The organism is Gardnerella sp. DNF01159 (assembly GCF_049244215.1).
GTDB lineage: Bacteria > Actinomycetota > Actinomycetes > Actinomycetales > Bifidobacteriaceae > Bifidobacterium > Bifidobacterium swidsinskii.
On sequence record NZ_CP058387.1, the window covers coordinates 29556 to 44398 of the forward strand.

Consider the following 14843-nt stretch of genomic DNA (forward strand, 5'->3'; position numbering starts at 1 on the left):
AGTATTTCGAATGCCCAGGATACGTAAATAAAATAATTTTAATAAATTTAATTTTTAATTGTCGTGTTTGTGTATGAAGTTTGGAATTGGCATAGGGATATGATGATGCGCTGGCGTGTGCGCTCCTGAGTTTGTAGAAGAGTTTTCGCTGCTAACGGCTTTTGCAGCTGCTTCCGCAGCCCACTTGGCATACTCGTCTAAATCATCTTCGTTTGAAGCATCAACGGCATCATTTTCTTGATCTGTGTCATTCTCTTCTGGAAGATATGTATCTTCCTCATAGCTTTCGCTCGACGCAAATGGATCGAAGGATCCTTGTCCGGGTTCGCTGGAATTAAGTTCCTTAGCAAGCTCGTCATAATCCGTATCGGTCGTCAGGTATTTGAGCTTACGGGCAATTTTCTGTTGCTTTGCCTTCTGTCGTCCGCGGCCCATCTGACCCCCTCTAAAAATTAAGTAACAATCAGTTCATCACACAAGAGCGTACCACTTAACCGCAACCGAGTATATTGTCTGTGTAAACTTTTACCATAAAAGCCATATTTTCAGCGTAAAAATACGCACAATTAAGGAGCCTAAAATGCCGGAAGAAGCACAGGTTACAGCTGCTGGTAATGAGATGAGCGCAAGCTTCCTTGCAGCGCGTAAACGTTCAGATGCAACGCTTGAAAAGTTACAAGCTAGCCCTTCGTCTTTTACTATGCTTACTGGAGATCGCCCAACTGGTCGTTTGCATTTAGGACATTATTTTGGATCTATTCGTGAGCGTGTTGCAATGCAGCAGCGCGGAGTAAAAACCAATATTATTATTGCAGATTATCAAGTAATTACTGATCGTGACACCACTGAGCATATTGAAGATAATGTTTTGAATTTAGTGCTGGATTATATGGCTGCCGGAATTGATCCTGAAAAAACAATGATATTTACTCATTCCGCAGTTCCTGCAGCAAATCAGCTTATGTTGCCTTTCCTTTCGCTTGTTACAGAAGCAGAATTACACAGGAATCCTACTGTAAAGTCGGAAATGGAATCATCTGGACATGCTTTAACCGGATTGCTCCTTACGTACCCAGTGCACCAGGCTTGCGATATTTTGTTCTGTAAAGCTAATGTTGTGCCGATTGGTAAAGATAATTTGCCGCATGTTGAAATCACTCGTACGATCGCGCGTCGTTTTAATGAGCGATATGCAAAAAAGAATCCAGTGTTCCCAGAGCCGGCAGCAATTTTGTCTGATGCTCCTGAAATTCCAGGATTGGACGGACGAAAGATGAGTAAATCTTACGGTAACTCGATTATGCTCGGGGCTACTGCCGAAGAAACTGCCAAATTAATTAAGAAGAGTCCAACTGATTCTGAGAGGATGATTACTTTTGATCCAGTAACTCGTCCGCAAGTTTCTGCGCTTCTTACTACCGCAGGTTTAGTTACAGGTAGAGATCCTAAAGATATTGCTGCAGAAATTGGTAACGCTGGTGCTGGCGCATTGAAAGCTTACGTAATTGAAAATGTAAATAATTTCTTGGCACCTCACCGTGAGCGTCGTGCAGAACTTGCAAAAGATATGGATACTGTTCGAGACATTTTGCATGATGGCAATAAGCGTGCAAATGCTATTGCAGAAGAAACGCTTTCCCAAGTGCGAGATGCTATGGGAATGAAGTATTAATTAAATTTCAATAAGTAAATTAATAAAAAATAAAGCCGCTCGCAAGAAAACTTGTAAGCGGCTTTTTGTTAAAAATTAACGAACTGAAACTTAGAACATCACACGTCGTAACGCCAGCTTTTATCTGTAATAACGCGTGCTACAGCAAGACCAATAGGTAAGCAAATAATTACCATGAAAGCGCGGAAAGTCCAGTCTAACGCTGGAAGCGTGTGAAATTGACCAAGATAAAACATTGCGCGATACATATAAAGTCCAGGAACCATAATTACGATAGATGGAACCGTAAGACCTATTCGTGGATAACCCAAATATTGAGGCGCTAATCCGTGACGAACGATAGTTCTCCAAGTAGAAGCTAGCAAACCTGCCAATAAAGCACCGCTGAAAGCTGCAATTTCGGCAGCAACTCCAAAATCTGTCATAGTTAAACGCAATGTGTCAGTAATAGCGCCAATAACGCCAGCAACTAAGCACATTCGTTGTGGAGAATTAAACAGAACTGAGAAGCCCCATACTCCGGCAAAAGCTGTAATAAATCGAAGAACTGCGTTAAGCCAAGGATTTAATCCGAGAGGAGGGAAGCCTTGAGGATTGAGATGTACAAGGCTTGCAACTGTCCATCCCGCAAGAGTTCCCATCAAAATAATAGCCATTGTGTAACAAAGTCGTTGAATTCCTGAAGGGAAATCAATTTTTGCAATATCTAAACCGCCTGTAATAAGAGGGAATCCAGGAATAACAAACAACACTGAGCCAATATATGCAGTTGTGTGATTGAGCGCGCTAGGGTCAAAGAAGCCAATAAGACGCAAAGCCCCAATGCATGATAGTGCACCTATTGCAACAGCTACGAATGTAACTACAAACTGGTTTAGATGCTTCATAAACATTCTGCGACGAATATAGTGACCGATTCCTGCTCCAATAAAAGCACCAATCATGTCGTAAATGCCACCGCCAAGCAAGAACGCAAAGGATGCGCAAGCAACTGCCGAAGCAAGACCAGCAAACCACGGTTTGTATAGCGGTTTCCTATTTTTAATCAAATCAAGACGGTCGTGTACTTCCCTAACTGTAAGAGGATGATCATTTTTAGATTCGTCATTACTATTAGATGCGTTTACGTGCGAAAAATGTTCAGCGTAAGCACTTTCTGGCTGCAATGCAAAAATGCCGCGTGGTTTTTCTTTTTTTATAGCTTCTTGCAACGCTTTCTTTTTTGCAATTTTAGTAGCATTTTCTTCAGACTGCTTAGCTGTTTGTACAATGGTATGTTCGTCGTCGCTCGCTTGCAATGTGTCAACTAATTCCTTAGAAACAGCAGCTTTAGAGTGATATAAAGAATCGTTTCCAAGCTTGACGTTAAACCAATCTGCAAAATGTTCTAGAAGCCAAATGCGCTCAGTGTTAACACCTGTGGTTGGAAGATCTACAACTTCAGTAATTCGCTCATGCTTATCAGTACAAGTTGCCTCAATATCTGTGAGATTCACGTCTGCGCGCACATGTACACCCATTGGTTCGCCGATTCTGTGCATAAGCTCGCGAACTCGGTAGCTTCCTGTGCCTGCTCCTAAACCGAGCGCACCGACGCGAATAATAATACTCGATTTCGCAGCAATTCCTGCTTGCGTAACTGGTTTATCCCAATCTCGCTCAACATCGTCCATATCGAGTGGAATAGCATGAGTATGAAAACGCCCAGAAGGTTTTCCGACTATATGACCAGTCGAAAGAATTTCAGGCTTATCGCAATCGCAGTTGTTGATGCTGTTGTCGTATTCATTATTCTCAATATTATTCTCTGCTGTACTCACAATTTTTTAGTATACGCAACCCCGTTGCCGAGTTATATTTTGTTGCTAAATCAGCATTCTTTACTACGTCCGGTGGTAGTTTCACAATTAACTTGGTATCTCGCTGGAAACAAGGCTGTGGGCTTGCAACTTCTGACCTACATAACCGCGGAGGAGCTGCGGAAGTCAGACGACCAAGCAACCTTAGTCTGGCGTAAGGAGGTCTGATGGCAACAGAAAATCAGCAGGTTACTCCGGCAGACGCAACTATTGTTACGTCTGGTTTAGGGCGAAAAGGCCCAGAGGAACGTGACCTTCCAGCATCACTTAAGCAAGACATGGATTTGTGCTTGCATATTCTTCGCGATGTTCTTGGCGAATTCGATGAAAAATTATTAGCAGTATTCGACGATGTGCGTTTGAATGCTGTAGAAGCTAGTGCGGCTCATTTTGCGCAAATGGTAGACGCAAAAGTAACTGCAGATGATGGCTTAAGTAAAGCTGTTAGCAAGCTCAACGGAATGAATTTGCACGATACGCAGCTTTTAGCTCGTGCTTTCGCAACATATTTCCACTTGGCAAATTTGTGCGAGGAAAATTATCGTGTTTCTGTACTTCATCAGCGTGAATGTGAAGTTGAAGATTCATTGCCTGTTGATCCAGTTAACGAACTAACTTGTGCTTATCACAAGTTGCTCACTGAAATGAGCCCTGCTGAAGCGAAAGAATTGCTTGCAAAGCTTGAGTTTCATCCTGTATTTACCGCGCACCCAACTGAAGCTCGTCGTAAAGCCGTTGCAGGTAAGATTCGCAGAATTTCGCAATTACTAAGCGAACATCATCGTTTAGGCGGATCTGATAAGCGCGAAAATTATCGACGTCTCTATAACGAAATTGATGCGCTTCTTCGCACTTCTCCGATTGCTTTGAAGAAGCCAACTCCAGTTGAAGAATCTGACACCATTCTCGACATTTTTGACGCCACTTTGTTTGACACGATTCCAGTCGTGTATCGTCGATTTGACGATTGGCTGCTTGGTAAGAAGGCTGGATTAGTTCCTCCGCGTTGCCCTGCATTCTTCCATCCAGGAAGCTGGATTGGTTCAGATCGAGATGGCAATCCTAATGTGACAGCTAAAGTGAGCCGTCAAGTCGCTCGAAAGTTTAGCGATCACGTGCTAGCAGCTTTGGAGAATCGCACGCGCGAAGTTGGCAAGTGCTTAACTATGGAAACTCGCACAACTCCTCCAAGCGTGGAGTTGCTTGAGTTGTGGAATCGTCAGCGCGAAATGAGCGAACAGCTTACAGAAAACGCTTCAGACGTTTCTAATAGTGAGCCACATCGTGCAGTAATGTTGGTAATGGCTGACCGTTTGCATCGCACTATTAGCCGCGATACGGATTTGATGTATCATTCTTGCGAAGATTTCATTGAGGATTTGCAAATTGTGCAACGCTCTTTGGCAGAAGGCGGAGATCCTCGTGCTGCATATGGTCCTTTGCAGGATTTGATTTGGCAAGCGCAAACCTTTGGATTCCACATGGTTGAAATGGAATTCCGTCAGCATTCTCTCGTGCATTCTCGCGCTTTGGAAGATATTCGCGAACATGGATTGCATGGCGAACGCGGTCCGCTTCAGCCAATGACTCGTGAAGTACTCGATACGTTCCGCGCTTTGGGAGCAATTCAAAAGCGCAACGGTATGCGCGCTGCTCGACGTTATATTATTTCCTTCGCAAAGTCTGCTCAGCATGTACGTGACGTATTTGAGCTAAATCGTCTTGCTTTCGCTCACCCACAGGATGCGCCAACAATCGACGTCATTCCGCTGTTTGAGCAGTTGGAAGATTTGCAAAACTCTGTAAATGTGCTTGAGGAGATCATTAAAATTCCTGAAGTGCAAGCTCGTCTTAAGGCTACTGGCCGCAAGATGGAAGTTATGCTTGGCTACTCGGATTCTTCCAAGGATGCTGGTCCTACTTCCGCAACGCTTGCTTTGCATTCTGCTCAGGAGCGCATTGCTAAGTGGGCTAAGAAGCACGATATTGATTTGACACTGTTCCACGGCCGCGGCGGTGCTGTTGGTCGCGGTGGCGGTCCTGCAAACCGTGCAGTGCTTGCTCAGCCAGTTGGTTCCGTCAACTGCCGCTTCAAGCTTACTGAGCAGGGCGAGGTTATTTTCGCACGATATGGCAATCCAATTCTTGCTATTCGTCACGTTGAATCCGTTGCTTCTGCAACTTTGCTTCAGTCTTCGCCAAGTGTTGAGAAAACTAACACTGATATGACGAAGAAGTATGCGGATATGGCTGCAAAACTTGATGTTGCAGCTCATGAGCGTTTCCTTGATTTGCTGCAAACGGATGACTTTACTCCATGGTTCTCTACGGTTACGCCGCTTAGTGAGATTGGTTTGCTTCCAATCGGTTCTCGCCCAGCTAAGCGCGGTTTGGGTGCGAAGTCGTTGGATGATTTGCGCACAATCCCGTGGGTGTTCTCCTGGGCTCAGGCTCGCATTAACTTAGCAGCATGGTACGGATTGGGTACTGCTTGCGAAAAGTTTGGCGATTTGGAAACTTTGCGTCGCGCTTACGAAGAGTGGCCGCTGTTTAGTACTTTTATTGACAATATTGAGATGTCTTTGGCTAAAACGGATGAGCGTATTGCTCGCATGTACTTAAGCCTTGGAGATCGCGAAGATTTGAGTGATAAAGTACTTTCAGAAATGCAGCTTACTCGCAAGTGGGTTTTGCAAATTGTTGACGACAAGTGGCCTTTGCAACATCGTCACGTGCTCGGTCAGGCAATTCGCGTGCGCTCGCCTTATGTTGACGCGCTATCTGTAATCCAGTCGCTTGCATTGCACAAGCTTCGCAACAAGGTAGACAAAGAAGAGCTTAGCGAAAGCCAGCAGGCAGAGTTCATCTACCTTATTCTTTGCACTGTTTCTGGTGTTGCTGCAGGCTTGCAGAATACTGGATGATTTTATAAGTTTATATGATTAAGAAAAGCCTTCGTACTGCTTTATTAGCTGTGCGTTGGCTTTTCTTTTTATAATCATATTTTATAAATTTTGTTAGCTTTTATAGCATATTTTCTATTTAACACAGTAACGATAGAATATGTTTTATAAGTCGAAGTGTTTTTCAAAATTTGTTGATAGCTTGTATTTGTCACCTTTGCGCAAGCGCATCAATACAAGGAGGTAATAATGCACGAGACAGTCAAAGAAGATCTTTTAAAAGAAGATTCACTTTTGGCTACATCTGTGTGGAGCGCGATGCTAGCTGGTAATCGTAAGTTTGCAGAAGGCTCATTAAATTGCCATGGACTTAGTGAAGAAACGAGATTATCTCTTATTGAAGGTCAGCATCCTGGAGCTGTTGTTCTTTCCTGTGCTGACTCGCGCGTGGCTCCAGAATTTGTGTTTGGTGCCGGTTTAGGTGATATTTTTTCTGTTCGCACTGCAGGCGAAGTGCTTGATGATGCTGTAATTGCATCTTTAGAATACGCTGTAAGCGATTTGGGAGTAAAAGTGCTTGTTGTTCTTGGACACGAGCATTGCGGTGCTGTACAAGCCGTTTTGCCGAATGTGCAAAAGCTGGTTTCTAAATACGGCGAAGATGAAGCAAACGAAATAATTGAGTCTAGCGAGTCAATATTGCTTCGTTCTTTAGGACCGGCTGCGCTCGCGGGTATTGAAGAAGACTTGAGCACGGACGATATTGAGCGCATTCACGTGTCTAATATGTTGACTGAAATTTGCGACAAATCTCAAATTATTCGTGAAGCCGCTTTTAACGATAACCTTATGCTAGTTGGCGCTAGGTATAGAATGAGTGATGGTTTAGTAGAGGTTCTTTCATGCTAAGTAGCATGTAGTCGCATTTTTAACAGAATTATTAATACGTTGTTAGGTTACAGATATGAATCAATCATCTAAAGATACGCTTGATGCAAATTCTGCAAATTCCACTAATTCTGCGAACTATCTTTTCTTGCTTGTCGGAGCTCCTTTAGTAGCTTTTATTATTGCAGCTGCTCCTGCTTTACAAGGGCAACATCCTTGGTTTCTCATTGATACAACAATTCGAGGTGTTTCCGGCTTGTTGCTACAAGCTATACCTTTTACGCTCATAGGTGTGCTTGTTTCTGCTGCAGTAGAAACTTGGGTAACTGCTGATTTTATTGAGAAACATGTTCCAAAATCTACAGCAAATGGTTTCTTGGCTGCCATATTAGCCGGCGTCTGTATGCCGGTTTGTGATTGTGTAGTCGTTCCAACGTTTTCTCGTTTAGTTGCAAGAAAACTACCATTGCCGTGCGCCATAACTTTTCTATGTGTAGTTCCTGTTGTAAATCCAGTATCTGTATTGGCAACATTTTATGCGTTTTCTGACGCTCCAGCTGTTGCTATTATGCGTATTGCGCTAGGTGTTGGTATTGCATTACTGGTTGGATTAACTTTTGTTATATTTCCTTCGAAAATCAATATTTTGCGTAAGAAAATTTTAGTAGAAAACGAATCTTCTTTACATTGTTCTTGCGAATTGAATAACGAAAGTAATCTCACAAAAAATAATATTGAAAAGCATAGTATTTCTGCGCAAATTCGCAAATATGTGCAGCATATACATCAGGATTTAATAAAATTAATTCCAATTATTGTATGTGGAACTATAGTTGCTTCTGTAATTCGCGCATGGCTCGGAGCTGATCCTGCTTCTCGCGTGCAAGTGAGTAATGTTTTCATTGCTATTCCTGTAATGATGGCTATTGCGTACGCAAGCTCTCTATGCTCCAGCTCAGATGCTGTAATTGCAAGAAGTTTAGCAACATCATTGCCTATGTCGTCGGTGCTAGTATTTCTGCTGTTTGGTCCTATGCTTGATTTAAAGAATACGCTTATGCTCGTTGAGGATTGCCGTGGTAAATTTGTGTGGCGCTTAACATTAACTATTGCTTTTGCGTGCTTCCTAGCGTCATTATTAGCTCACTGGGCTTGGGGGTTCATCGCATGAAAAAGCAAAAATGTGTTGAGCATAATGCTTGTAAAAAAATCACTTTAGCTCAATTGGTAGAAGCTATTTTATTGCTATTTTTTGCAGTCATAATTGCGGAAGTTACTTTAAGCGGTAGATATACGCTTTTTACTACGCCTAGAGCATATTATTATTTGTTAATTACTGCTATTTTGCTATTTATTTTGTCTATATGTGCTGCGATTGGATGGTTTTCTGTTTCTTCGCGCGATGTTTGGCGTATGTTTGTAGCTTTCGTTGTTCCTGCGCTACTTATTATTGTTCCTTTGCGTTACGCTCAAAATATTAGTGTAGATGGATTCGACCAGTATGCTGGCGGTCGTGCTATTGCTATTCGTAGCCAAAATTATCCTTTGCCAGGATTGTATGAAAAATCTCATGAGATAACAGTTGATGATGATGATTTCGGCTCCTGGTATGACGAAATCGATCATAATGCTGCAAAATATGATGGATATGCGATTACTCTTACAGGTTTTGTCAGCAGAGATTCTACGTTGAATGCAAATCAATTTAGGGTATCTCGTCAGCTTATGTCATGCTGTATTCTCGACATGTCTCCGTTTGGATTAGTTGCCGAAAAATCAAATATTGGCGAAATTCAAGATCATGAATGGGTGCGTGTTCGTGCACGCGTTTCTAGAGGCAATATTGGCATTCCTGGATATCAGCATCCTGGAGTTGTGCTGCACGTTATATCAATGCAAACAGCTCAAGCTCCAACTGGATATTTTTATCGCCCATAAATAATTTATCTTCGTTAATGGTGATAATTATTTTAGAATTGTTGATATCGCATAGAAGTAAACTAAGATAACAAGTATGGCGATTGGTTTTAATATTCTACTCATTATGATTTTTTTGCTATTTGGTTCCGTATTTGCGGCAACCGAATTAGCTTTAGTGAGCTTGAGAAGTTCGCAAATTGATCGCATGGAATTGCAGGATGCGCGTGGCGCTAGAGTTGCAAAAATTGCCCGCGACCCTAACACTTTTCTATCTGCTCTACAAATTGGAGTAACTCTTTCTGGCTTTCTTTCTGCATCGTTTGGTGAGTCTGCTTTAGCTCCGTATGTTGTGCCGGTTGTATGTTCATGGGGTGTTTCTTCGCACGTTGCTGGCCCACTTACAACAATCTTTCTAACTCTTGTTATTTCTTACTGTTCTATTGTTATTTCTGAATTAGTTCCAAAACGTATTGCTATGCAGCGTGCTGAGCAGATTGCGCGAGCGGTTGTGCCGGCGGTTGATGTTTTCTCAAAGATTTGCAAGCCTTTAATTTGGCTTATTGGAAAGAATACTAACGGTTTTGTGCGCATTCTTGGCTTTGATCCTAATGAGAAGGAAAGCGAAGTTTCTGACGAAGAATTGCGTGTTCTTGTCAATAGCAATAAACGTTTAAGTCAGGATGAGCGTACTATTTTGGATGATGTGTTTGATGCGTCTGAAACTATTGTTGCTGAAGTAATGCGTCCTCGTGCTGATGTTGAGTTTTTGGATGGTTCATTGAGCCTTGAAGAAGCTGCCGCGAAAATTCGTGAGCTTCCGTATTCTCGCTACCCTGTTATTGGCAAAGATTTTGATGATGTTATAGGTTTTGTGCATGTTCGTGATTTGCTAGATGTGCGTGATCCAAATGCAAAAACTGTTGCAGATGTAACTCGCGAAGGAATTAGTCTTCCTGGAACTTCCAAACTATTGCCGAGCCTGGAACTTCTTCGTAAACGTGGTATTCATTTGGCTGTTGTCATCGATGAATATGGTGGAACTGACGGTATTGTTACGCTTGAGGACATGACAGAAGAGCTAGTTGGAGATATTCGCGATGAATATGATTTGCCTGGTGAAACTGAGCAAAATAATGTGAATAAAACAACTGCTTTTGTAAATGGTGTTGCAAAAATTGATGGCGGTATGACCATTGAAGATTTTGCTGACATTACCGGCATTGAGCTTGAGGACGGTCCGTATGAGACTGTTGCAGGCTACTTTTTAGCGCATACTGGTTCAATGGGAAGTGTTGGAGCTGTTTTGCATGATGCGGATGGTTACGATATGACTGTGACTGCGGTTGATGGTAGGCGTATTGCGACGATTGAAGTGCGTCGCCGCGCGTAGTTTAAGCCATAGCAGTAGAATAATAACGGTATTAACAAACCTAAGGAAGGATAGAACATGGCTTTGTTGCATATTTTGCCAGGTCTCGACGAAGCGGCCAGTGAAAAGGCTGTTGCCATTTTACAGAATCGTTTAAGCCACGAGCAGGAAGCTGCTTTGGTGCTCAAGCATGCGCATTGGAATGTTACTGGTCCAGATTTTATTGCAGTGCATGAAATGCTTGATCCACAGGTTGCTGAAGTTTTGGCGCAGGCGGATGAAACTGCTGAGCGAATTGCAACTTTGGGCGGCTCTCCACTTGGCCGCGCAGACGATGTTGTTGCTGCTCGCACATGGAAGCGTTTTGCTTTGACTGGTCGCAAGTCTACAAAGGAGTATTTGCAAGCGCTTATTGAGTACTATAACGATATGATTGCAGACGATCGCAAGGCTATCGCGGAACTTGATGAGCTTGATTTAGTTAGCTCAAATATTATTCAAGATCATGTTCAACAGTTGGAAAAGTTCCAGTGGTTCATGCGTAGCCATCTTGATTAATTATTCTCTGTTTAATTTTTTTGATTCAAACCGCAACACGCTGTTTTCTTTTTATGGCGTGTTGCGGTTTGACATTTTCTGTGTCTGTGCTAATGTAACTACTTGTATGTTTTAGGCATACGAGTTGGGCCCGTAGCTCAGGTGGTTAGAGCGCATCCCTGATAAGGATGAGGTCGGAGGTTCAAGTCCTCCCGGGCCCACGATAGAATGACATCATTCTTTCGAATGGGGCTATGGCGCAGCTGGTAGCGCATCTGCTTTGCAAGCAGAGGGTCAGGAGTTCGAGTCTCCTTAGCTCCACGAACAGGGTTCTGATTGATTTTTCAATCAGAACTTTTTGTTTATCAATTTCTTTCTTGTCGCGTGCCCATTCAATTTTTGGGGAATAACCCAATTTTTTACTGATTACCCCTAATAAAATTAGGGTGACACCCTGATATTTGTCAGTGTTGTAAAAAATATAAAAATGTTTAAATAGTTGAATCTCTTCCCAGAGATTGCGGCATATATTTTGCTGTGGAACTATACACAATATATTGTTAACTTGAAAGGTATTAAAGAGAGATGAAAACCATAAAGGTTTTCATTTTAGACGGAAGGATGTAAAAAATGATTTATAAGATAAAACAAAATATTGCTGATATTTCTGCTGGCGTAGTTTCTTTATTAGTAGCTTCATTTGTTAAAGGTCAAGGTTGGAATATTCAAAATATTATGATTTGGCTTGCAACATTCGTAGCAACATATATCACACTACGTCTATTATTTATGCTTTTCAAAATTGTAAGAACTCTTTTCACTAAAGAACAGTAAATTTTAGGGTTATAGGCCGAATCTATGGCAAATAAATTGGCCTATAACCTAAATTTTAAAAAGATATGAAGCATAAACTTATTAATTTAATAATTCAAATAGTACAATTAGTAATTGTTGGAACTCATTATGGTGCTTTTTTGGAAGCATAATATTTACATGAGAATGCTTCTCATCAAGGCCTATTGGTATACTAATCACATATAAATAAACATGAATATCTTTACGCCGTGTATTGAGCGCAGCTAAATCAAATCTGCTCTCAATGGGTTAACAAGGCGTGAAATCGTGTGTTGGCAGCGTCTTAAGCGGTTAACCTGATCAGCGTAAGGAAAGTGTATGCGTAAACTTTTAGCATATTGCCGTCGTGCACCTCAATTAACAGTCGTAATTCTTGCTTTTCCGTTTATTGTGGCTTTGTACTCGTATAATTTGCCTATATTAACTACTTTCTGTGAGCAAATATCTAATCTTTCGCAGCAAATCTTTGATTTCTTAAATCTTGGTTGCGATATTTCCATAAGTCTTAGTATCGGGAAAACTATTATCGCTATTCTCGTTTTGTATACCAGCCTTATTTCTTTGCGCAACATGATTAAAAATTTATTGCGCGGAACTTTAGGCATTGATTTGCTAGCTTTTGTTGCATTACTTGCAACGCTTTGTATTGGTGAGTTTTGGGCAAGCTATTTGATTGTTGTAATGGTTTGGACGGGAGAGGCAATTGAAGATTTTGCGCATATGAAAGCCCAGCGCAATCTGTCTCTTTTAGTAAGCGCAGCTCCAAAAACTGCTCATCTTATGACTTTGCCAGGTATTGAGCATGAAATGGATAATAATCAAGCAAATGATGAATCATACGAACCGCCATGTTTGAGTGAAAATCAGTGCAAGCCTAGCTCGTGTGTTCTGTGCCGGCATGCTGAATTCAGAAAAGTGGATGCCGCTAATTCTAAGCAATCTAATATTAGCGAGCAAAATTGCGACTATAAACACAATATTTGTCCATTTTTGCAAGCGTCTACAGACGGCGAAATCTCCTCAAATTTGCAGCGTTACAAAACGGTTCCAGTTGATGAATTAAATATTGGAAACGTAATTATTGTGCTTCCTGGCGAAACTGTGCCAGTTGATGGTGAGCTGTTAAGCGGTTCTGCAATTTTAGACACAAGTGCTATTAACGGAGAATCCGTTCCTAGAGAAGTCTATGCGGGAGCTGCAGTGCTTTCAGGCTGTGTAAACGGTGGAGTTGTGCTTATTATGCGCGTAACAAAGCTGTCTAAAAACTCGCAGTATCAGAAAATCATGCAGCTTGTTGAGTCTGCTAGGTCTTCTAAAGCTGCAGTAGTTAGATTTGCAGACATGTTATCTGTGCCATTTACTGTTTTGTCTTTTGTAATTGCTGGTTTTGCTTGGGGCTTTTCTGGAGATGCTCTTAGATTTGCGCAAGTGCTAGTTTTGGCAACTCCTTGCCCGCTGCTTATTGCGGTGCCGGTTGCGTGCATGGCTGGAACTGGGCGTTTAGCGAAACTTGGAATTGTTGTTAAAAGTCAGGATGTGCTTGAGCAATTAAGTCGTGTAACAGATGTATTTTTTGACAAAACTGGCACGTTGACTGTAAAACAGCCGCAAGTTGTAAACGTAGACGTAATCGATACTACCCAGAAGGCTGATCGTATTGTAATGCTCGCAGGTGTTCTAGAGACGTATTCTCAGCACATACTTGCAGGTGGTATTGCTAAAGCGGGAGCAAGCTTGTGGGAAAATGCTCACCCATCGTCGGTTCCGCAGCTTCCTAGCGTGCGAGAATACCCTGTAGTGCACAGTGTTAAAGAAACTGCAGGTCAGGGTATTCAGGGCGTTGTAGACGGTATTTTAGTACGTGTAGGCAGACGCAAGTACGTTACAGAGCAAAACGCGAATCAAACTATAGGCAAATCTCTTGCAGCAGACGAAATGGCAACCTACGTGTCTTTTGACGGCGTGCTGGTAGGAAGAATCGTATTAAAAGACGTGCCGCGCGATAACGCGAAATCAACCATTGACGCATTGTGTACACTTGGTGCACGCTCAATATCTATTCTTACTGGCGATAGTTTGCAAGCTGCAACAACAATTGGTAAAAGTGTTGGAATTGAAACAATATATGCAGATTTACTTCCGCAAGATAAATTAGCGCATGTAAAAAAACATAATTACAATGCGTATAAAAATAAGCAAAATTCAACTGTAACAATGATGGTTGGAGATGGTGTAAACGATGCTCCAGTGCTTGCAGCTGCCGATATTGGCGTAGCAGTAACGGATGGCACAGATACGGCAGCATCTGAATGCGCACAGGTAGTTATTATGAACAATGATATTTCTTCTGTTGCAAGCGCAATAAGAGTAGCAAAACATACTAAACGCGTTATGGTTCAGTCAGTATTGATGGGCATTGGATTAGCAATTATAAGTATGATTTTTGCGGCTTTCGGTTTTATTCCAGCAGTTATTGGCGCAATGATGCAAGAAGCAATTGATGTTGTTGCTATTATGTGGGCTTTAACAGCATTGCGCGAACGAAAATAAAAATATTTTTTGGCAATATTTTTACGATATTCATTACGACATCTTTAATAATATTCGTTTGAGTATGTTGTAAGACGAAGTAATGCGCTAGTCTAATTATGAAAGCATACGAGTTAGCTGCAAACGGTAACGGCTCAAGCTTGTACGTAACTTATTTCTGGCGAAGAATTACATATAAACGCTTTACAGTTACGCTGCTGAGTGATTGAGGCAACCTATGCTTGTAGGCCGCGCTAAATAGCGCGAAAACGGCGAAAAGTGCCGTATAATACAGTTCAATATGGGGATAA

At 41.9% G+C, this 14843-nt stretch carries 11 protein-coding genes and 2 tRNA genes; 11 read left to right on the top strand and 2 right to left on the bottom strand.

Going from position 1 to position 14843, the window contains the following annotated elements; genetic code table 11:
- Positions 1–54 precede the first annotated feature (54 nt).
- The gene (locus tag HXT39_RS00125) at positions 55–435 is read right to left on the bottom strand and encodes a DUF3073 domain-containing protein (RefSeq protein WP_103013744.1); all 381 of its coding nucleotides are present in this window, start codon (positions 433–435) and stop codon (positions 55–57) included.
- Positions 436–580: 145 nt separating this feature from the next.
- On the opposite strand from HXT39_RS00125, the gene trpS reads away from it, so the two are divergent.
- On the top strand, positions 581–1672 hold the full coding sequence (gene trpS, locus HXT39_RS00130; RefSeq protein ID WP_103013743.1) for a tryptophan--tRNA ligase: 1092 nt from the start codon (positions 581–583) through the stop codon (positions 1670–1672).
- Positions 1673–1770: 98 nt separating this feature from the next.
- Here the strand turns inward: trpS and HXT39_RS00135 are convergent, their stop codons facing one another.
- Positions 1771–3492, bottom strand: coding sequence for a threonine/serine ThrE exporter family protein (locus HXT39_RS00135; protein WP_103013742.1), 1722 nt, complete (start codon positions 3490–3492; stop codon positions 1771–1773).
- Between the two features lie 206 nt (positions 3493–3698).
- Between HXT39_RS00135 and HXT39_RS00140 the strand changes: the two genes are divergently transcribed.
- The 10 genes from HXT39_RS00140 to HXT39_RS00185 all read left to right on the top strand — a co-directional run bounded on the left by HXT39_RS00140 (position 3699) and on the right by HXT39_RS00185 (position 14553).
- On the top strand, positions 3699–6455 hold the full coding sequence (locus HXT39_RS00140; RefSeq protein WP_012913687.1) for a phosphoenolpyruvate carboxylase: 2757 nt from the start codon (positions 3699–3701) through the stop codon (positions 6453–6455).
- 228 nt (positions 6456–6683) lie between these two features.
- Positions 6684–7343, top strand: a complete 660-nt coding sequence (locus tag HXT39_RS00145) for a carbonic anhydrase (RefSeq protein ID WP_064621678.1) — start codon at positions 6684–6686, stop codon at positions 7341–7343.
- Between the two features lie 55 nt (positions 7344–7398).
- Positions 7399–8493 carry a permease gene (locus HXT39_RS00150; RefSeq protein ID WP_064621677.1) on the top strand — a complete coding sequence of 365 codons (1095 nt, stop codon included), beginning with the start codon at positions 7399–7401 and terminating at the stop codon, positions 8491–8493.
- The gene (locus tag HXT39_RS00155) at positions 8490–9260 is read left to right on the top strand and encodes a TIGR03943 family putative permease subunit (protein WP_004109484.1); all 771 of its coding nucleotides are present in this window, start codon (positions 8490–8492) and stop codon (positions 9258–9260) included. Before HXT39_RS00150 ends, HXT39_RS00155 begins: the two co-directional genes overlap by 4 nt.
- 76 nt (positions 9261–9336) lie before the next feature.
- Positions 9337–10632 carry a hemolysin family protein gene (locus HXT39_RS00160; RefSeq protein ID WP_012913683.1) on the top strand — a complete coding sequence of 432 codons (1296 nt, stop codon included), beginning with the start codon at positions 9337–9339 and terminating at the stop codon, positions 10630–10632.
- 57 nt (positions 10633–10689) lie between these two features.
- A complete protein-coding gene (locus HXT39_RS00165) occupies positions 10690–11169 on the top strand; it encodes a Dps family protein (RefSeq protein ID WP_012913682.1) in 480 nt (159 codons plus the stop codon).
- 126 nt (positions 11170–11295) lie between these two features.
- Positions 11296–11369 (top strand) — tRNA-Ile (locus HXT39_RS00170).
- 27 nt (positions 11370–11396) lie between these two features.
- Positions 11397–11469 (top strand) — tRNA-Ala (locus HXT39_RS00175).
- Between the two features lie 309 nt (positions 11470–11778).
- Positions 11779–11982, top strand: coding sequence for a hypothetical protein (locus HXT39_RS00180; protein ID WP_012913681.1), 204 nt, complete (start codon positions 11779–11781; stop codon positions 11980–11982).
- 339 nt (positions 11983–12321) lie between these two features.
- On the top strand, positions 12322–14553 hold the full coding sequence (locus tag HXT39_RS00185) for a heavy metal translocating P-type ATPase (RefSeq protein ID WP_102703281.1): 2232 nt from the start codon (positions 12322–12324) through the stop codon (positions 14551–14553).
- Positions 14554–14843 lie beyond the last annotated feature (290 nt).

Coding starts and splice junctions, on each gene's coding strand:
- HXT39_RS00140 (WP_012913687.1), top strand. CDS start 3,699: ATGGCAACAGAAAATCAGCAGGTTACTCCGGCAGACGCAACTATTGTT.
- HXT39_RS00145 (WP_064621678.1), top strand. CDS start 6,684: ATGCACGAGACAGTCAAAGAAGATCTTTTAAAAGAAGATTCACTTTTG.
- HXT39_RS00185 (WP_102703281.1), top strand. CDS start 12,322: ATGCGTAAACTTTTAGCATATTGCCGTCGTGCACCTCAATTAACAGTC.
- trpS (WP_103013743.1), top strand. CDS start 581: ATGCCGGAAGAAGCACAGGTTACAGCTGCTGGTAATGAGATGAGCGCA.
- HXT39_RS00155 (WP_004109484.1), top strand. CDS start 8,490: ATGAAAAAGCAAAAATGTGTTGAGCATAATGCTTGTAAAAAAATCACT.
- HXT39_RS00165 (WP_012913682.1), top strand. CDS start 10,690: ATGGCTTTGTTGCATATTTTGCCAGGTCTCGACGAAGCGGCCAGTGAA.
- HXT39_RS00150 (WP_064621677.1), top strand. CDS start 7,399: ATGAATCAATCATCTAAAGATACGCTTGATGCAAATTCTGCAAATTCC.
- HXT39_RS00125 (WP_103013744.1), bottom strand. CDS start 435: ATGGGCCGCGGACGACAGAAGGCAAAGCAACAGAAAATTGCCCGTAAG.
- HXT39_RS00160 (WP_012913683.1), top strand. CDS start 9,337: ATGGCGATTGGTTTTAATATTCTACTCATTATGATTTTTTTGCTATTT.
- HXT39_RS00180 (WP_012913681.1), top strand. CDS start 11,779: ATGATTTATAAGATAAAACAAAATATTGCTGATATTTCTGCTGGCGTA.